Origin of the sequence: Proluteimonas luteida (assembly GCF_021191695.1) — a bacterium.
Lineage (GTDB): Bacteria > Pseudomonadota > Gammaproteobacteria > Xanthomonadales > Xanthomonadaceae > Luteimonas > Luteimonas luteida.
This window is the reverse complement of record NZ_JAIWPT010000009.1, coordinates 61,180-78,737: the sequence shown is the minus strand read 5'-3', so window position 1 is coordinate 78,737 and position 17,558 is coordinate 61,180. Positions and strand designations below refer to the sequence as shown.

The 17,558-nt window shown below is 70.5% G+C and carries 17 protein-coding genes; 15 read left to right on the top strand and 2 right to left on the bottom strand.

What is annotated here, in order from left to right; all coding sequences use genetic code 11:
* Nucleotides 1-13: 13 nt before the first annotated feature.
* The gene (locus LDO26_RS09595) at nt 14-361 is read right to left on the bottom strand and encodes a hypothetical protein (protein WP_232130870.1); all 348 of its coding nucleotides are present in this window, start codon (nt 359-361) and stop codon (nt 14-16) included.
* A 147-nt stretch (nt 362-508) separates the two neighbouring features.
* Here LDO26_RS09595 and mltG point away from each other — a divergent pair, with 147 nt between their 5' ends.
* The 5 genes from mltG (at nt 509) to LDO26_RS09570 (ending at nt 5,472) form a co-directional block, all read left to right on the top strand.
* The gene (gene mltG, locus LDO26_RS09590; protein WP_232130869.1) at nt 509-1,684 is read left to right on the top strand and encodes an endolytic transglycosylase MltG; all 1,176 of its coding nucleotides are present in this window, start codon (nt 509-511) and stop codon (nt 1,682-1,684) included.
* Nucleotides 1,681-2,322 carry a dTMP kinase gene (gene tmk / locus LDO26_RS09585; protein ID WP_232130868.1) on the top strand — a complete coding sequence of 214 codons (642 nt, stop codon included), beginning with the start codon at nt 1,681-1,683 and terminating at the stop codon, nt 2,320-2,322. Before mltG ends, tmk begins: the two co-directional genes overlap by 4 nt.
* 8 nt (nt 2,323-2,330) lie before the next feature.
* Nucleotides 2,331-3,257, top strand: a complete 927-nt coding sequence (locus LDO26_RS09580; RefSeq protein WP_232130960.1) for a DNA polymerase III subunit delta' — start codon at nt 2,331-2,333, stop codon at nt 3,255-3,257.
* Between the two features lie 23 nt (nt 3,258-3,280).
* Nucleotides 3,281-3,640, top strand: coding sequence for a PilZ domain-containing protein (locus tag LDO26_RS09575; RefSeq protein ID WP_232130867.1), 360 nt, complete (start codon nt 3,281-3,283; stop codon nt 3,638-3,640).
* 257 nt (nt 3,641-3,897) lie between these two features.
* Nucleotides 3,898-5,472, top strand: a complete 1,575-nt coding sequence (locus tag LDO26_RS09570) for a tetratricopeptide repeat protein (protein WP_232130866.1) — start codon at nt 3,898-3,900, stop codon at nt 5,470-5,472.
* A 66-nt stretch (nt 5,473-5,538) separates the two neighbouring features.
* On the opposite strand, the gene LDO26_RS09565 is transcribed toward LDO26_RS09570, so the two are convergent.
* A complete protein-coding gene (locus LDO26_RS09565; RefSeq protein ID WP_232130865.1) occupies nt 5,539-7,605 on the bottom strand; it encodes a 3-hydroxyacyl-CoA dehydrogenase NAD-binding domain-containing protein in 2,067 nt (688 codons plus the stop codon).
* Between the two features lie 341 nt (nt 7,606-7,946).
* Between LDO26_RS09565 and rpoE the strand changes: the two genes are divergently transcribed.
* The 10 genes from rpoE (at nt 7,947) to recO (ending at nt 17,464) form a co-directional block, all read left to right on the top strand.
* Entirely contained in the window at nt 7,947-8,576 is a 630-nt protein-coding gene (rpoE, locus tag LDO26_RS09560) for an RNA polymerase sigma factor RpoE (RefSeq protein WP_232130864.1), read from the top strand.
* Complete coding sequence (locus tag LDO26_RS09555; RefSeq protein WP_232130863.1) at nt 8,573-9,619, top strand: sigma-E factor negative regulatory protein; 1,047 nt, start codon at nt 8,573-8,575, stop codon at nt 9,617-9,619. Before rpoE ends, LDO26_RS09555 begins: the two co-directional genes overlap by 4 nt.
* A gap of 135 nt (nt 9,620-9,754) precedes the next feature.
* Complete coding sequence (locus LDO26_RS09550) at nt 9,755-11,302, top strand: DegQ family serine endoprotease (protein WP_343226169.1); 1,548 nt, start codon at nt 9,755-9,757, stop codon at nt 11,300-11,302.
* A 153-nt stretch (nt 11,303-11,455) separates the two neighbouring features.
* The gene (gene lepA, locus LDO26_RS09545; protein WP_232130862.1) at nt 11,456-13,267 is read left to right on the top strand and encodes a translation elongation factor 4; all 1,812 of its coding nucleotides are present in this window, start codon (nt 11,456-11,458) and stop codon (nt 13,265-13,267) included.
* 61 nt (nt 13,268-13,328) lie between these two features.
* Nucleotides 13,329-14,123, top strand: a complete 795-nt coding sequence (gene lepB, locus LDO26_RS09540; protein ID WP_232130861.1) for a signal peptidase I — start codon at nt 13,329-13,331, stop codon at nt 14,121-14,123.
* Nucleotides 14,124-14,154: 31 nt separating this feature from the next.
* Nucleotides 14,155-14,535, top strand: a complete 381-nt coding sequence (locus LDO26_RS09535) for a DUF4845 domain-containing protein (RefSeq protein ID WP_232130860.1) — start codon at nt 14,155-14,157, stop codon at nt 14,533-14,535.
* Nucleotides 14,519-15,202, top strand: coding sequence for a ribonuclease III (gene rnc / locus LDO26_RS09530; RefSeq protein WP_232130859.1), 684 nt, complete (start codon nt 14,519-14,521; stop codon nt 15,200-15,202). Before LDO26_RS09535 ends, rnc begins: the two co-directional genes overlap by 17 nt.
* Before the next feature lie 133 nt (nt 15,203-15,335).
* Nucleotides 15,336-16,241, top strand: coding sequence for a GTPase Era (era, locus tag LDO26_RS09525; protein WP_232130858.1), 906 nt, complete (start codon nt 15,336-15,338; stop codon nt 16,239-16,241).
* A 40-nt stretch (nt 16,242-16,281) separates the two neighbouring features.
* Complete coding sequence (locus LDO26_RS09520) at nt 16,282-16,710, top strand: GFA family protein (protein WP_232130857.1); 429 nt, start codon at nt 16,282-16,284, stop codon at nt 16,708-16,710.
* A 34-nt stretch (nt 16,711-16,744) separates the two neighbouring features.
* The gene (recO, locus tag LDO26_RS09515; protein ID WP_232130856.1) at nt 16,745-17,464 is read left to right on the top strand and encodes a DNA repair protein RecO; all 720 of its coding nucleotides are present in this window, start codon (nt 16,745-16,747) and stop codon (nt 17,462-17,464) included.
* Nucleotides 17,465-17,558: the final 94 nt, after the last annotated feature.

The window sequence follows — 17,558 nt, the reverse complement described above, 5'->3', positions numbered from 1 at the left end:
CCCAGGATCGGAGTCAGGTGCCCGCAGCCAGTAGGCGCGGCCCGCGCCCTGCCGGCGGCTCGCCTTCGCCGACGCTCTCCACGCCGGTCTGGAGGCCGTTCTCGTTGCTGCCCCCGGCCCCCGAGTACAGCAGCCACACCGGGCCCTCGTTGCGCAGCAGGTCGATCGCGTTGTGGAAGTCGTCGAGGTGGTAGTGCAGCGACGGCGTGGTGCCGTTGATGCCATCCTCGGGCAGCGTTTCGCCGTTGGGGTGGAACACCAGCTGGCCGATGCCGCCGGCCTCGCCCTGCAGCCAGATCCGTGGCGGAAAGCGGTTGGCGGAATACATCACCTGGTAGGCGGTGATCAGTGTCTGTTGCATCGGGCCTCTCCCGGTCGTGGATCGCATGTGCTGTGGCCGCAGACAACGCCGGTCGTCGCGGCGACCGGCCATCCGCGTTCGCATCGCACCGGGGCGGTCACGGTATCCTGATGCCCCTGCTGTCCCGACCACCGATCGCCGCCGTCCATGACCGAACCCGCAAAACCCCGCCGCCGAGGCATCGGCCTGATTCTCGTCGGCCTGTTCTTGGTGCTTTCGGTGCTGCTGGTCGGCGCGGGGTATTTCCTGTACGAGCGCTACACCCGTTTCGCCGATGCGCCGCTGGCCGGACTTGCGGCCGACCAGACCTTCGTCGTCGCGCGCGGCGACTCGTTCCAGCGCGTGCTGGGCAGGCTGCGCGAGGCCGGCGTCACCCAGGGCCACGAACTGGAATGGCGCGCGCTGGCGCGCCAGCTCGGCGCCGACGCCCGCATCCAGGTCGGGGAGTACCCGCTCGATCCCGGCACCACGCCGCGCGAGCTGTTGCTGCGCATGCGCGACGGCAAGGTCATCCACCACCGTTTCACCATCGTCGAGGGCTGGAACATCCGCGAGCTGCGCGCCGCGCTGGGCCGGACGACGCCGCTGGTGCAGACCCTGCCCGAGATCGACGATGCCGCGCTGATGGCCGAACTCGGCCACCCTGGCGTGCATCCGGAAGGACGCTTCCTGCCCGAGACCTACCTGTACACGACCGGCGACAGCGACGTCGACCTGCTGCGGCGCGCGAACGCCGCGCTGGAGGCCGCGCTCGACCGCGCCTGGGAGTCGCGCGACCCCGGCCTGGCGCTGCAGGACCGCGAGGAAGCGCTGGTGCTGGCGTCGATCATCGAGAAGGAAACCGGCATCGCGTCCGAGCGCGCGGAGATTTCCGGCGTGTTCAACCGCCGGCTCGAGCGCGGCATGCGCCTGCAGACCGATCCGACGGTGATCTACGGCCTCGGCAGCGCGTTCGACGGCAACATCCGCCGCCGCGACCTGCAGACCGACACGCCGTACAACACCTACACCCGCGACGGCCTGCCGCCGACGCCGATCGCGATGGCCGGCGTCGCCGCGATCGAGGCCGCGACCCATCCCGCGCCTGGCGATGCGCTGTACTTCGTCGCGGTCGGCGACGGCAGTGGCCGGCACGTGTTCTCGCCGACCTACGCCGCGCACAACGTCGCGGTGCGCGACTACGTGCGCCGCTACCGGGCACGGTTCGGGCGCGGCGACGCCAGCAGCGGCAGCGCCGCGGAAGCCGCGGCCGGTGAGGAGACGCTGCCGCCGAACGAGGCGGAGATCGAGGCGGCGACCGGCGCCGCGGAGGGCGGGGAATGAGCGGGTTGCGCAGCCATCCGCGCTTCGTCTCGCTGGAAGGCGGCGAGGGCGCCGGCAAGACCACGGTGCTGCGCGCGCTGCGCGAGGCGCTGGAGGCCGACGGCAGCGAGGTCGTCAGCACCCGCGAGCCCGGCGGCACGCCGCTGGCGGAGATGATCCGCGCGCTGCTGCTCGATCCCGCGCACGAACCCGCTGCGGCCGAGACCGAACTGCTGCTGATGTTCGCCGCGCGCGCCCAGCACGTGCGCGAGACCATCGCGCCGGCGCTCGCGCGCGGTGCCTGGGTCATCAGCGACCGCTTCACCGATTCCAGCTACGCCTACCAGGGCGCGGGCCGCGGCCTCGACGTTGCCGCCATCGCCGAGCTGGAGCGCCGCTACGTGGGCATCGAGCCGGCGCTGACCCTGCTGCTCGACCTCGACGTGGGCCAGGGCCGCGAACGCACCCGCGGCCGCGACCTGGTCCCCGACCGGATCGAGGCCGAGCGCGACGATTTCTTCGAGCGCGTGCGCGCCGGCTATCTCGAACGCGCGCGCCAGGCGCCGGCCCGGTTCCGGGTCATCGATGCGACGCGCCCGGCCGATGTCGTCGCCGCCGATGCGGTGCGCGCGCTGCTGGCCGCGCGGCAGGCGGCATGAGCGGCGGCATGGATGGCAACTTCGCCCCATGGCAGCAGCGCGTGTTCGAGCACACGCTGGCCGCGCTCGACGGCGAGCGCATCGGCCATGCACTGCTGTTCTGCGGGCCGGCGCTGCTGGGCAAGCGCAGGGTCGCCGACGCGCTGGCCGCGCACGTGCTCGGCGCGGACCGCGAACCGCGCATCGCCCAGCTGATCGCGGCCGGCAGCCATCCCGACTTCCATGCCGTCTCGTTCGTGCCGACCAAAGACGGCACGAAGCTGCGCAGCGAGATCGTCATCGAGCAGATCCGCACCCTGTCGGAAAAACTGTCGCTGACGCCGCAGTATGGCGACGCGCAGGTGGCGATCATCGATCCGGCCGACGCGATCAACAACGCCGCCTGCAACGCGCTGCTCAAGACCCTGGAGGAGCCGCAGCCGGGGCGCCACCTGTGGTTGGTCGCGGCCAACCCGGCACGGCTGCCGGCGACGATCCGCAGCCGCTGCCAGCGCGTCGAGTTCCGCATGCCGCCGCGCGACGAGGCGCACCGCTGGCTGGTCGCGCAGGGGCACGCCGAGCGCGACGCCGACGAGGCGCTCGAAGCGGCGAAGGGGCATCCCGGGCTTGCGGCCAGCTGGCTCGACGATGGCGGCATGCAGCTGCGCCGCGAGGTGCACAAGGACCTGGCCGCGCTGGCCAAAGGCGAGCTGGCCGTGGTCGCGACCGCGCAGCGCTGGGCCGGCGACGAGCACGCCGCGCTGCGGCTGCGGCATGCCGCCGACCTTGCGCTGGCGCGCGCCGCCGGCTTGACCGACGTGGCCGGAATCGGGAAGCTGGCCGCGTGGTTCGATGCGGCCAACCGCACCCGCGACCTGCTCAGGACCACGGTACGCGCCGATCTGGCGATCTCCGGGCTGCTGCTGGACTGGCGCGGCATCTGGACCCGGAACTGACTAGCGATGCAGGAAACCGAGCGATGAGTGCAACCGGCGTAGGCGCACGACAGGGCATCCTGTCGCTGGCGGTCAAGGACAAGGCGGCGCTGTACAACGCCTACATGTCCTACCTCAAGCAGGGCGGCATCTTCGTGCCGACGCCCAAGCGCTACTTCCTCGGCGACGAGGTATTCCTGCTGCTGACCCTGCCCGAATCCAGCGACCGCCTGCCGACCGCCGGCAAGGTGGTCTGGGTGACGCCGGCCGGCGCGCAGGGCAACCGGACCGCCGGGGTCGGCGTGCAGTTCGCCGACACCCCGGAAGGCGAGGCGCTCAAGGGCCGCATCGAGACGCTGCTGGCCGGTTCGCTGACGTCGGAAAAACCGACCCATACGATGTAGGCCCGGCCCGGGGGCCGTCCCTTCGTCGCCGGAGGCGTCCTGCCTGTCCCAACCGGAATCGCGCCAGCCGGATGTCCGTTCACATCCGGCCGCAGCGTTTTCACAGGCGGGTCCATGTTTCCCTGGGGGTCGCCATGCGGGTTCCGGCTTTCTTGGCATCGTCGTGCAACGTCGCCTTGCTCGCGCTTGCCTGTGCCGGGTGCGGGCGGGAAGGTCCCGGGGCGGTGGAGCCGGCAGTTTCGCCGCCCGAGATGGCGATGATCGGAGCGCATCTGCTCGAAGGTCTCGGCGACTACCACTTTCCGGTGACGACGGCGCGGCCCGAAGTGCAGCGCTGGTTCGACCAGGGGATGATGCTGGCCTACGGCTTCAACCACGACGCCGCGGAACGTTCGTTCCTCAAGGCTGCCGAACTCGATCCGGACTGCGCGATGTGCTGGTGGGGCGCGTCGCTGGTACTGGGTCCGCACGTCAACGCGGCGATGGACCCGGCCGACAACGCCAATGCCTGGCAGCGCCTGCAGCGCGCGCGCGAACTGGCGCCGAAAGCAGGCGAACGCGAGCGGGCCTTCATCGAAGCGCTGTCGTCGCGCTACGCGGAACACCCGCCGGAGGACCGCCGCGCGCTCGACGAGGCCTATGCCGAGGCCACCCGCGAACTCATGCGCAGGCGGCCCGACGACCTCGACGCCGCGGTGTTCCTCGCCGAATCGCTGATGGACCTGCAGCCATGGGACTACTACGACGCGCAACGGCAACCGAAAGGCCATACGGCGGAAGTGGTGCGGACGCTGGAATCGGTGATCGCGCGTGATCCCGACCACGCCGGCGCGCTGCACCTGTACGTGCACGCGGTCGAAGCCTCAGCCGATCCGCAGCGTGGCGCGGCCGCCGCCGACCGCCTGCGCACGCTGGTGCCCGGGTCGGGCCACCTCGTGCACATGCCCGCGCACATCTACGCGCGTGTCGGCCGCTGGCACGATGCGGTGCTCGCCAACCAGCGCGCGATCGAGGCCGACGATGCCTATCTCGCGCTGTGCCGCAGCAACACCCGGGGCGTGTACCCGCTCGGCTACGTGCCGCACAACCACCACTTCCTGTGGTTCGCGGCGAGCATGGAGGGCAACGCCTCGGTGGCGAAAGCGGCAGCATCGACCACCGCCGAGCGCACCGACCTGCAGGCGTTGATGCGCGAACCGGGCTTCGCCGGCCTGCAGCACTACTGGCTGACGCCGTGGTTCGACCGCGTGCGCTTCGGCCGCTGGCACGAGATCGCGGACGTGCCGAATCCGGCGTCCGACCTGCCTTACGCCACCGCGATCTGGCATTACGCGCAGGCGCTGGCCGCGGTGCGCCAGCAGCGGCTGGACGACGCGCAAGGCCATCTCGCCCTGTTGCGCCCGCTCGCCGCGGACCCGGCGATGGACCGGTTGCTGGTCTGGGACCGCTATCCGCTGGCGCATGCGGCGCGCATCGCCGAGCGCACGGTCACTGCGGAACTGGCCGCGGCGCGCGGGCAGTACGGCGATGCGGTCGCGGCACTGCACGAAGCCGTGGCGATCGAGGACGGCATTCCCTACGACGAACCGCCCGGCTGGCACGCACCGGTGCGGCAGACGCTGGGCGCGGTCCTGCTCGAGGCCGGGCGCGCCGCCGATGCCGAAGCGGTCTATCGCGAGGAACTGCGGCGCAATCCCGGGAACGGCTGGTCGCTGTTCGGGCTGGCCAGAAGCCTGGAAATGCAGCGCCGGCCGGACGCCGAGAAAGTGCGGAAGCAGTTCGCGGAAGCCTGGCGCAACGCCGACGTCGAGCTGGCCTCGTCGCGGTTCTGACGCCGGTCGCGCCGCCGCCACGGCGCCGGCGGCGCTGCAGTCGGCGGGCGAATTGCCCGCAGCCTCTCAGTCGCGCAGCGCCGGATTGTCCCAGCCCGGGCGCGGCGCGAAACGCTCGCCATGCCGTGCCTGCAGGGTCTTCAGGCGTTCCAGCACCGCATCGGCGCCGGTCTCGCGGATGTACTGGATCGGGCCGCCGCGGAACGGGGCGAAGCCGGTGCCGAAGATCACGCCCGCATCGAGCAGGTCGGCATCGGCGACCACGCCGTCGTGCAGCGCGGCGACCGCCTCGTTGAGCAGCGGCAGGACCAGGCGGTCCTGCAGGTCCTCGGGCGCCCGGTAGTCCTTGGGCAGGTCCGGCTTCTTCGGCTTGCCGTCCTCCCAGGCGTACAGACCCTGGCCGTCCTTCTTGCCGCGCTTGCCGGCCTCGGGCGGGGTGGCCAGCGATTCGGGGATCTGCAGGCCGAGGAACGGCGCCAGTTCCTGGCCGACGCCCGAGGCGACGTCCAGGCCGACGGTGTCGATCAGCTCGATCGGGCCCATCGGCATGCCGAAATCGACCGCCGCCCTGTCGATCGCCTTGCCCGGGATGCCTTCGGCGTAGGCCGTCGCTGCTTCCAGCATGTACGGGAACAGCAGGCGGTTGACCAGGAAGCCGGGCGTGCCGGCAACCGGCACCGGCAGTTTGTCGAGCGCCTTGCAGAACGCCGCCAGCCGCTGCGCGGTGTCGTCGGAGACGGCGTCGTGCATGACGATCTCCACCAGCGGCATCGACGCCACCGGGTTGAAGTAGTGCAGGCCGGCGAACAGCGCCGGGCGCCGTACCCCGCTGCGCAGTTCGTCGAGCGGGATCGACGAGGTATTGGTGGTCAGCAGCGCGTCTTCCTTCAGCTTGGGCTCGAGTCCGGCATACAGGCTGCGCTTGGCGTCGGCGTTCTCGACGATCGCCTCGATCACCAGGTCGGCCTCGGGCACGCCTTCGCCGTCCAGGTCCGAGCGCAGCCGCGCGGCGACTTCCGGGCGCTTGGCCGGGTCCTTGACCTTCTTCTCGAACAGTTTGGCCGCGCGTTCCCGGGCCTTGTCGATGAACGGCTGCTCGCGGTCCTGCAGCGTGACCTCGAACCCCTTGTAGGCCGACCATGCGGCGATGTCGCCGCCCATGACGCCGGCGCCGACCACGTGCACCCGGCGGATCGGCGGCTGCCGCTCGGCGGACTTGCCGCCCAGGCCCTTGAGCCGCTCCATCAGGAAGAACACGCGGGTGAGGTTGCGCGCGGTCGGGGTGCCGGCCAGCTTGACCACCGACCGGCGTTCGGCCGCCAGCAGGGCGCGGGTGTCGCCGGAGGCCCGGCGCCAGGTTTCGATCATCGCGTACGGCGCGGGATAGTGCTGCTTCCTGGCCTTGCGCGCGACCTGCTTGACCAGCACCGGAGCGAGGACCTGGCGCACCGGCCAGAGGTTGGTCGCCCAGCCGAGGAAGCGCTGCTTCAGCGGCCGCGTCGTGCCCTTGCGCGCCAGCGTCGCCGCCGCATCGACGACCAGCGCCGGCTCGACGACCCGGTCGACCAGGCCGATCGCCTTCGCCGCCGACGCCGACAGCGTGCGGCCGGTCAGCATCATGTCGAATGCCGCCGGCGCGCCCACCAGGCGCGGCAGGCGCACGCTGCCGCCCCAGCCGGGATAGATGCCCAGCTTCACTTCCGGCAGGCCGATGCGGGTGGAGGCGTCGTTGCTGGCGACGCGGTAGTCGCAGGCCAGCGAGATCTCGGTGCCGCCGCCCATGCAGAAGCCGTGGATCGCCGCGGCGGTCGGGCAGGGCAGGTCGGCCAGGCGCTGGAACACGTCCTGGCCGCGGCGGATCGAATCGCCGATCGTGCCCTGTTCGTCGAACCGCTGGAACTCGCGGATGTCCGCGCCGGCGATGAAGCCGCGCTGCTTGGCCGAGCGGATCACCACCGCCTTGGGCGGGTCCAAGGCAATGCGTTCGAGCAGCGCGTCGAGCTCGATCAGCACGTCCTGGGCGAAGGTGTTGACCGACTCGCCGGCACGGTCGAACGCCAGCACCAGCACACCGTCGTCGCGGAGCTCTGCTTGCCAGTGGCTGAAGCGAAGCCCGTCGAGGCCTGCAAACATACGGCACCATCCGTTAGGGTATGGGGAATCCGCCTATGATCCCGAGGTTGATTTGCCGGAGTCAAATCGCCGCTTGAAACGGACCGCTTGAAACAAGGCGTGGAACGGAACACGGTGGAAGACATGCCCGGCGCGGGCATGTCCCCCGAAGTACCGGCCGGCGGCGGCCGTCGACATCCGGATGGACACCGTGGCTTGTGGCGCGGGCAAGGCGCCCCAAGGATGGATCACGGTTGCGGGGCAAACATGCCACATCGCCCGTGACGGAACTTTCAGCGCAGTCACCTGTCTCAATGCCGGTCATGTCGTCACAGGCCGGGCCACCAAGGAGTACCGGCCCGATGGCCGAAGAACGCGACAGCACCAACGAACGCCAGCAGCTCGACGCCGAACTGGTCAAGCGTGTCCAGAACGGCGACACCGCGGCATTCGACCTGCTGGTGCGCAAGTACCAGCATCGCATCGCCGCGCTGATCGGGCGATACGTGCAGGACTGGAGCGAGGTCCAGGACGTCGCCCAGGAGACCTTCATCCGCGCCTATCGCGCGATCGGCAATTTCCGGGGCGACGCCCAGTTCTACACCTGGTTGCACCGCATCGCAGTGAACACCGCCAAGAACCATCTCGTCGCCCACAACCGCCGTCCGCCGACCGACGACATCGACATCGAGGACGCCGAGCAGTACGACGCCGGCATCCGCCTGCGCGACAGCGACACGCCGGAACGTGAACTGATGCGGCAGCAGCTGGAACAAACGGTGATGCGCGCGGTCCAAGCCTTGCCCGAGGAACTGCGTGTGGCGATCAATCTGCGCGAGGTCGATGGCCTCAGCTACGAGGAGATCGCCGAGCGCATGGGCTGCCCGATCGGCACCGTGCGCTCGCGCATCTTCCGGGCCCGCGAAGCGATCGACCGGGAACTCAGACCCTTGATGGACAACCAGACCAGTGTGGAGCGCGTGACACGATGAGCCCTTCCGACGACCTCGACGCCCTGCAGATCGGGCCCGACCCGGACAAACTCGAGATCTACCATCGCCAGCAGCTGTCGGCGATGCTCGATGGCGAGCTGTCGCAGGACCAGGCGCGCTTCATGCGCCGCCGCCTGCAGCACGATGTCGAACTCTCCGCGTGCTTCGAGCGCTGGCAGGTCTGCGGCGACGTGCTGCGCGGCCGCCGGGTCTCGCTGCTGCCGACCGATTTCGCCGAGCGGGTGACCCGCGGCATCGCCGCCGGCGACAGCGTCGCGGTGGTCGCGGCCGATGTGGCGCGCCGTCCGCGCCTGCTGCGCTGGGGCGGCGGCGCCGCGCTGGCGGCCTCGGTCGCGCTGGTGGCCCTGTTCGTCGGCCGCACCTCGGTGCCGGGCGAACTGGGCAATGCCGACGAGCTGCCGCAGGTGGCCAGCGTGGCCGCGGGCAATGCGGACGGCGCCGTGGCCGGTGCCTCCGATGCCGTGGCCGAAGGCCGGGCCGGCGATCCGCTGGCCGATGCCGGCGCGATGCTCGCGCAGGCGCCGGCGGAGGCCCCGCAATCGCCGGATGCCGCGGCCGCGCTCGCCGTCGCCGGCGCCGCGGTCGCCGTGGCCGAACTGCCCCGACGCAACAATGGCGAGCGCCGCAGCGCGCGCGGCCAGTCCCAGCGCGCCGCGCTGCGCGTGCAGCAGGCGCAGCAGGACAGCGGTGCCCGTGCCGTGGCGGCCGCCGCGCCGCCGCGTCCGCAGGCAACAACCGTCGCCGGGTTCGTGCCCGACGCCGCGCAGGCCGATGCCGGTGCGCAGCTGCAACTGGTCGCGCGCGACGATGCGCCGTTCGCGTTGCCCGCCGCGCCGGTCGGTGCGCGCCCGTGGCCGCGTGCGGCGATGCCCGGACTCGATGGCGGGCAGACGTTCTCGGTGCGCTACGACGACGCGTTCCCGGCACCGTCGTGGGCCGGTGCGCAGACCGGCAGCGGCGTGCTGCCCAGCTTTCCGGTCGAGCCGGCCGCGGCGCGCAGCGAACCGGGTACGACGCCCTGACATCTTCGGCCGGCACGCACGCCGCATATCGATTCGATATTGCGATCGCGTTCCGGTGCCCACATGCACAAGTGCGGCGTCCCGGTGAGGCCGGCGCGCCGCTATCCCCGCTTTTCCGCTTGAAGAGTCGATCGCATGACCTCGATAAAGAAATCCCTGCTTGCCGTGTCGCTGGTCGCGGTGCTGTCCGCGGCGACGACCGCCCTGGTGCTGCCGGCGGCGACCGCGCAGTCCGGCGCGACCCCCCAGGCCGATACCAGCAACACCGTGTCCTCGACGCCGCAGGCGCCACTGGTGTCCGGACTGCCGGACTTCACCCGGCTGGTCGAGCAGGTCGGCCCGGCGGTGGTCAGCATCGAGTCGACGGTCGGCCCGCGCCAGTCGCAGCGTGGCCAGCAACTGCCCGATGACGAGCAGATCCCGGAGATCTTCCGGCGCATGCTTCCGGGCTTCCCGTTCCCGGGCCAGCCGGGCGTGCCCGACAACGCGCCGCGCGGCGTCTCGATGGGCACCGGCTTCCTGATCTCCTCCGACGGCTACCTGCTGACCAACCACCACGTCGTCGAAGGCGCGGACGAGGTCAAGGTGCGCCTGTCGGACCGGCGCGAGTTCACCGCCAAGGTCGTCGGCAGCGATGCCGAGTCCGACGTCGCGGTGCTGAAGATCGACGCCACCGGCCTGCCGATGCTGCGCATGGGCGATGCGGCGACGGTCAAGCCGGGCCAGTGGGCGGTCGCGATCGGCTCGCCGTTCGGCTTCGAGCAGTCGGTGACCGCCGGCATCGTCAGTGCGGTGCAGCGTTCCAACCAGTACGCCAACCAGCGCTACGTGCCGTTCATCCAGACCGACGTGCCGATCAATCGCGGCAACTCCGGCGGCCCGCTGCTGAACGTCGCCGGCGAGGTCATCGGCATCAATTCGCAGATCTTCAGCAACTCCGGTGGCTACATGGGCGTCAGCTTCGCGATTCCGATCGACATCGCGTCGAACGTCGCCGAGCAGATCAAGAAGACCGGGTCGGTGCAGCGCGGGCAGGTCGGCGTCATCGTCGAACCGATCACCCGCGAGGCGGTCGAGGGTTTCGGCCTGCCCGACACGCGCGGCGCGCTGGTCAACAGCGTGCAGCCGGGCAGCCCGGCGGAGAAGGCCGGCATCGAGCCCGGCGACGTGATCCGCGCGGTCGACGGCACCGCGATCAACACCTCCAGCGACCTGCCGCCGCTGATCGGCAACAAGGCGCCGGGGACGCGGGTCAAGCTGTCGGTGCTGCGCGACGGGCGCACGCGCGAATTCGACGTCACCCTGAGCCAGCTCGACGAGCAACTCGCCGGGGCCACGCCCTCGCGCGGCGCGCAGGACCGGGCCGCGCCGTCGTCGCCGCAGGCGGCCAACGCGCTGGGCATCACCGGGCGCGACCTGGAGCCGGCGCAGCGCCGCCAGTACGGCCTGCCGGACGGCGAGGGCGTGCTGATCGCCGGTGTCGGCCGCGGCGCCGCCGCCAGCGCCGGCATCGCCCCCGGCGACGTGGTCCTGCGGGTCGGGCGCACGCCGGTCGAAAGCGCCGCGGCGCTGGAGCGGGCCCTGCAGGGCGTCAAGCCGGGCGACACGGTGATGCTGCTGATCCGCGGCCGCGGCGGGGTGACCCAGTACCGCGCGGTGGCGGTGCCGTCCGACGCACGCTGAGCGGCCGGTTGCGCCATTAATGACGAAGGCCCGCCCGGCAACGCGGCGGGCCTTCGCATGTCCGGGCCCTGCCTGTCGCGGACGCGGCGTCGCGCCGTCCCGGCTATGCGATAATCGCCCGTTACCCAGCGCCGACGGCCCGGCCGCCGATCCATGACCTCCGATCCGATGCGGAACATCCGCAACTTCTCCATCATCGCCCACGTCGACCACGGCAAGTCGACGCTGGCCGACCGCATCATCCAGCTCTGCGGCGGGCTCCAGGCCCGCGAGATGGAAGCGCAGGTGCTCGACTCCAACCCGATCGAGCGCGAGCGCGGCATCACCATCAAGGCGCAGTCGGTGTCGCTGCCATACGTGGCGAAGGATGGCCAGACCTACCACCTGAACTTTATCGACACCCCCGGCCACGTCGACTTCTCCTACGAGGTCAGCCGCTCGCTGGCCGCCTGCGAGGGCGCGCTGCTGGTCGTCGACGCGGCCCAGGGCGTCGAGGCGCAGTCGGTCGCCAACTGCTACACCGCGGTGGAGCAGGGCCTGGAAGTGGTGCCGGTGCTCAACAAGATCGACCTGCCGACCGCCGACATCGAGCGTGCCAAGGCCGAGATCGAGGCGGTGATCGGCATCGACGCCGAGGACGCGGTCGCGATCAGCGCCAAGACCGGGCTCAACGTCGGCGACGTGCTGGAGGCGATCGTCAAGCGCATCCCGCCGCCGCAGCCGCGCGACACCGACAAGCTGCAGGCGCTGATCATCGACTCCTGGTTCGACAACTACCTGGGCGTGGTCTCGCTGGTGCGGGTCATGCAGGGCGAGATCGTGCCCGGCAGCAAGATCCTGGTGATGTCGACCGGGCGCACCCATCTGGTCGACAAGGTCGGCGTGTTCACCCCCAAGCGCAAGGACCTGACCAGGCTCGGCGCGGGCGAGGTGGGCTGGATCCACGCCAGCATCAAGGACGTGCACGGCGCGCCGGTCGGCGACACGCTGACCCTGGCCTCCGATCCGGCCGACAAGCCGCTGCCGGGCTTCCAGGAAATGCAGCCGCGGGTGTTCGCCGGGCTGTTCCCGGTCGACGCCGAGGACTACCCGGACCTGCGTGAGGCGCTGGACAAGCTGCGGCTCAACGACGCCGCGCTGCGCTTCGAACCGGAAAGCTCGGAAGCGATGGGCTTCGGCTTCCGCTGCGGCTTCCTCGGCATGCTGCACATGGAGATCGTGCAGGAGCGGCTGGAGCGCGAGTACAACCTCAACCTGATCAGCACCGCGCCGACGGTGGTCTACGAGGTGCTCAAGACCGACGGCACGATCCTGACCCTCGACAACCCGGCCAAGCTGCCGCCGATCAACCAGGTCGAGGAGATCCGCGAGCCGATCATCCGCGCCAACATCCTCACCCCGCCGGACTACGTCGGCAACGTGATCACCCTGTGCGAGGAGAAGCGCGGCAGCCAGATCGGCATCAGCTACATGGGCAGCCAGGTGCAGATCAGCTACGAGCTGCCGATGGCCGAGGTGGTGTTGGACTTCTTCGACAAGCTCAAGTCGGTGAGCCGCGGCTACGCGTCGCTGGACTACCACTTCCTGCGTTTCCAGGCCGGCCCGTTCGTGCGCGTGGACACGCTGATCAACGGCGACAAGGTCGATGCGCTGAGCCTGATCGTGCATCGCCAGCACGCCGACCGTCGCGGCCGCGAGCTGACCGAGAAGATGCGCGAACTGATCCCCCGGCAGCAGTTCGACGTGGCCATCCAGGCCGCGATCGGCTCGCAGATCATCGCCCGCACCACGGTCAAGGCGATGCGCAAGAACGTGCTGGCCAAGTGCTATGGTGGCGACATTTCGCGCAAGAAGAAGCTGCTCGAGAAACAGAAGGAAGGCAAGAAGCGGATGAAGCAGGTCGGCCGCGTGGAGATTCCGCAGGAGGCTTTCCTCGCGGTGCTGAGCACGTCGCGCGAGTCCTGATTCGTGTTTTCATAGCGGCGGCCGCGGTGCGGCCGTCCGACCCGGTGTTGCGAGGATCTGCATGAAATGGTTTGAGACCGCACTGGTCGTGTTGACGCTGCTCACCGGCGTCATCTGGCTGCTCGACCGGCTGGTGCTGGCCAGGCGCCGCGCGCGCAAGGCCGGACTTCTGGAGCCGAAGGAGCCGGTCCTCGTCGACTACTCGCGGGCGTTCTTCCCGGTGCTGTTCGTGGTGCTGATCCTGCGCAGCTTCGTCGCCGAGCCGTTCCGCATCCCGTCCAGCTCGATGATGCCGACGCTGCTGATCGGCGACTTCATCCTGGTCAACAAGTTCAGCTACGGCATCCGCCTGCCGATCACCAACCGGAAGGTCATCGACATCGGCGAGCCCGCGCGCGGCGACGTGGTCGTGTTCCGGCCGCCGCACCAGCCCGACCAGGACTGGATCAAGCGCGTGATCGGGTTGCCGGGCGACACCGTCGAGTTCCGCGACAACCAGATCTCGGTCAACGGCGTGCCGTTCGCCTACCAGCGCGAAGGCACCTACGAGGGCGTCGGCCGCGGCCGCGAGATGACCGGCGCGTCGCTGTATACCGAGCAGATGCCGGATCGCGCCCACGAGATCCTGCACATCGACCAGGCCGCGCCGTTCCACCTGGGCGAGGGCACCTGGACCGTGCCGCAGGGCCATTATTTCGTCATGGGCGACAACCGCGACCGCAGCGACGACGGCCGGTTCTGGGGTACGCTTCCCGAGAGCCAGCTGCGCGGCAAGGCGTTCCTGATCTGGATGAACGTCGACAGCTCCGCACCGGGCTGGGTGGATTGGGGAAGGATCGGTCAGGGCATCCGCTGACCGCACGCTATCGGGCTTCGAGGGGACGTCCATGAAACGCACGCAACGCGGCATCACCCTGCTGGGATTCGTCATCGTCCTGGCAGTCGTCGGCTTCGCCGCCTACATCGGCATGAAGCTGTTTCCGATGTATTCGGAGTACTACAGCGTCAAGTCAGCGCTCAAGGGCCTGTCCCAGGAAAGCGGGATCGCCAGCGCGGACCCGGCGCGCATCCAGGACCTGTTCTTCCGCCGGCTGTACATCAGCTATTCGGAGAACGTGAAGCCGAACAACGTCAAGCTGCGCCGGGTCGACAGCGGCTGGCAGATGGATGTGGAATACGAGGTGCGCAAGCCGATGGTCGGCAACCTCGATGTCGTCGGCAAGTTCCACGCCACGCAGACGCTTGCACGCGGTGGCGACGGGACTTGACCGCCAGCAGGGCAGGTTCGCGGGCCATGTGTTCCGGGACCCCGGCCTGCTGCAGCAGGCGCTGACGCATCGCAGCGCCGGCGCCCCGCACAACGAACGGCTGGAATTCCTCGGCGACGCCATCCTCGGCGCGCTGATCGCCGAGGTGCTGTTCACGCGCTGGCCGGCCGCGGACGAGGGCACGCTGACCCGCGCGCGCGCCGAACTGGTCCGTGAGTCCTCGCTGGCCGCGGTCGCGCGCGAGCTCGATCTCGGTGCGCGGCTGGTGCTCGGCCCGGGCGAGATGAAATCGGGCGGCCACCGTCGCGACTCGATCCTGTCCGATGCGCTGGAGGCGGTGATCGCCGCGGTCTACCTCGATTCCGACCTCGACACCTGCCGCGCGACCGTGCTGCCGCTGTTCGACCGCGCGATCGCCGCGCTGGCGACCGGACGCATCGCCAAGGACGCCAAGACCCGCCTGCAGGAATGGCTGCAGGCGCGGCAGCGGCCGCTGCCGGTCTACGAACTGCTGTCGGAGGGCGGCGAGGAACACGCCAAGGTGTTCCTGGTCCGTTGCGTGCTGGCCGACGTGTCGATCGCCGCCGAAGGCGAGGGAACCTCGCGCCGCGCCGCCGAGCAGCAGGCGGCCGAGGCGGTGCTGGGGATGCTCGACGCCAGCCGCTGAATCGCGAGGGGCTGGTGCACCGATACGTCCATCCGTCGTCCCCGCCTTCGCGGGGACGACGGAAAGTGCGTCGCGGAAGGCCCGTCAATCCCGCCGCGTCCTGCCGGCCCTCGGCATTCCGTAGAATGCGCGCATGACCGATCTTCCCAATGCGCCCCACCACGCCGGCTTCGTCGCCGTCATCGGCCGACCCAACGTCGGCAAGTCCACGCTCGTCAACGCGCTGGTCGGCGCCAAGGTCAGCATCGTCTCCAACCGGCCGCAGACCACGCGCCACCGGCTGCTGGGCATTGCCAGCTACCCGCAGGGGCAGCTGCTGCTGGTCGACACCCCAGGCATCCACCGCGAACAGAAGCGGGCGATGAACCGGATCATGAACCGCGCCGCGCGCGGTGCGCTGGAGGGCGTCGACGCGGCATTGTTGGTGGTCGTGGCCGGGCGCTGGGACGAGGAGGACACGCTGGCCTTCGACGCGCTGCACGATGCCGGCGTGCCGGTGGTGTTGGTCGTCAACCAGGTCGACCGGATCAAGGACAAGACCGCACTGCTGCCGTACCTGCAGAAGGTCAGCGAGGGGCGCGATTTTGCCGGCGTGGTGCCGCTGTCGGCGCTCAAGCGCAAGGGCCTGGACCAGCTGGTGTCGACCCTGATGCCGCTGCTGCCCGAGCAGCCGTCGCTGTATGCCGAGGACGAGATCACCGACAAGAGCCAGCGCTTCCTCGCCGGCGAGCTGGTCCGCGAGCAGCTGATGCGCCAGCTCGGCAACGAGCTGCCGTACGCGACCACGGTGGAGATCGAGTCCTTCGTCGTCGACGGCACGATGCTGCGCATCGGCGCGGTGATCTGGGTCGAGCGCGAAGGGCAGAAGGCCATCGTCATCGGCAAGGGCGGCAGCCGGCTCAAGGAGATCAGCACCAAGGCGCGGCTGCAGATGGAGCGGCTGTTCGATGCCAAGGTCTTCCTCGAGACCTGGGTGCGCGTGCGCGAGGGCTGGTCCGACGACGAGGCCGCGCTCAAGGCGCTCGGCTACGGCGATTGAGCCGGCGCTTTTTCCTATTGCATTCACGGAGACCTCGACAATGGGCGAAAGCGGACGACTCGAAGGGCACTGCCTGTGCGACGGCGTGGCGTTGAGCGTGCCGGCAGGCGCTGATGACGTCAGCGCCTGCCACTGCGGCATGTGCCGGCGCTGGGGCGGCGGCCCTGCGCTGGTGCTGCATGGCGGCACCGACCTGCGCATCGAGCGAGGCGCGGACCTGGTCGCGCGCTACCCCTCGTCGGAATGGGCCGAACGCGTGTTCTGCAGCCGCTGCGGCAGCCACCTGTTCTATCGCAGCCTCGGCGACGGCGGCCACTATGTCGCCAGCGGGCTGTTCGACGCGCTGCCCGATGCGCGCTTCAACCTGGAGATCTTCGTCGACGCCAAGCCGGGCTGGTACGACTTCGCCAACCAGACCGAGCGCCTGACCGAAGCCGAGTTCCTCGCCCGGATCGGCGTCGCCGGCTGAGCGGCCAGGCGGCCGCCGCACCCGGCATCGCGCCATGCGCATCGACGACGAGCCGGCCCATGTGCTGCACGCCCGGCCCTGGCGCGAGACCAGCCTGCTGGTCGAGGTACTGACCCGGGACCACGGCCGCATCGGCCTGGTCGCGCGCGGCGTGCAGGGGCCGAAGCGCCACGTGCTGCGCGCGGCGCTGCAGCCGCTGCAGCACATTCGCCTGTCGGCGGTGCAGCGCGGCGAGTTGGCCCAGCTGCGTAGCGCCGAATCGCTCGATGCCGCGCCGCGGCTGTCCGGCGACGCGATGCTGGCCGGTTTCTACGTCAGCGAGCTGGTGCTGCGCCTGGCGCCGCGCCAGGACCCGGTGCCGGCGCTGTATGCGGTCTTCGGCGAGGTCCGCGAACGCCTGCGCGACGTGGCGCCGCTGGCATGGACGCTGCGCCGGTTCGAGCGCGACCTGCTCGAGGCGCTCGGCGTCGGCTTCGCCCTCGATGCCGACGGCGACGGCGCCGGCATCGACCCGGCCGCGCGCTATCGCCTCGATCCCGAGCACGGGCCGCGCCGCATCCGCCATGACAGCGGCGCCGCCGACCGCGGCGGCGCGGCGACCGGGCGCGGCCTGCTGGCGCTTGCCGCCGACCAGATGCCCGGCGCCGAGGATCTCGCCAGCCTGCGCCGGGCGATGCGCGCGGTGCTGGCGCACCATCTTGGCGGACGCGGCCTCAAGTCGTGGGAACTGGCCGCGGAACTCGCGCGCCGCTGACCGGCCGCTGCGTGGGTGTGTGCCGGATCCCCGCATCCATCGCCATCCCCGCGCGGCCCCGTCTTTCCATCGCGTGGATTGCCTCCCGGGCGGG

Bases quoted from the DNA above. Each gene is read 5' to 3' on its own strand.
- lepB (WP_232130861.1), top strand. From the start codon at position 13,329: ATGAAATGGTTTGAGACCGCACTGGTCGTGTTGACGCTGCTCACCGGC.
- LDO26_RS09565 (WP_232130865.1), bottom strand. From the start codon at position 7,605: ATGTTTGCAGGCCTCGACGGGCTTCGCTTCAGCCACTGGCAAGCAGAG.
- LDO26_RS09550 (WP_343226169.1), top strand. From the start codon at position 9,755: ATGACCTCGATAAAGAAATCCCTGCTTGCCGTGTCGCTGGTCGCGGTG.
- LDO26_RS09595 (WP_232130870.1), bottom strand. From the start codon at position 361: ATGCAACAGACACTGATCACCGCCTACCAGGTGATGTATTCCGCCAAC.
- mltG (WP_232130869.1), top strand. From the start codon at position 509: ATGACCGAACCCGCAAAACCCCGCCGCCGAGGCATCGGCCTGATTCTC.
- tmk (WP_232130868.1), top strand. From the start codon at position 1,681: ATGAGCGGGTTGCGCAGCCATCCGCGCTTCGTCTCGCTGGAAGGCGGC.
- LDO26_RS09580 (WP_232130960.1), top strand. From the start codon at position 2,331: ATGGATGGCAACTTCGCCCCATGGCAGCAGCGCGTGTTCGAGCACACG.
- LDO26_RS09570 (WP_232130866.1), top strand. From the start codon at position 3,898: ATGATCGGAGCGCATCTGCTCGAAGGTCTCGGCGACTACCACTTTCCG.
- LDO26_RS09520 (WP_232130857.1), top strand. From the start codon at position 16,282: ATGGGCGAAAGCGGACGACTCGAAGGGCACTGCCTGTGCGACGGCGTG.
- LDO26_RS09535 (WP_232130860.1), top strand. From the start codon at position 14,155: ATGAAACGCACGCAACGCGGCATCACCCTGCTGGGATTCGTCATCGTC.
- LDO26_RS09555 (WP_232130863.1), top strand. From the start codon at position 8,573: ATGAGCCCTTCCGACGACCTCGACGCCCTGCAGATCGGGCCCGACCCG.
- rpoE (WP_232130864.1), top strand. From the start codon at position 7,947: ATGGCCGAAGAACGCGACAGCACCAACGAACGCCAGCAGCTCGACGCC.
- LDO26_RS09575 (WP_232130867.1), top strand. From the start codon at position 3,281: ATGAGTGCAACCGGCGTAGGCGCACGACAGGGCATCCTGTCGCTGGCG.
- era (WP_232130858.1), top strand. From the start codon at position 15,336: ATGACCGATCTTCCCAATGCGCCCCACCACGCCGGCTTCGTCGCCGTC.
- lepA (WP_232130862.1), top strand. From the start codon at position 11,456: ATGACCTCCGATCCGATGCGGAACATCCGCAACTTCTCCATCATCGCC.
- recO (WP_232130856.1), top strand. From the start codon at position 16,745: ATGCGCATCGACGACGAGCCGGCCCATGTGCTGCACGCCCGGCCCTGG.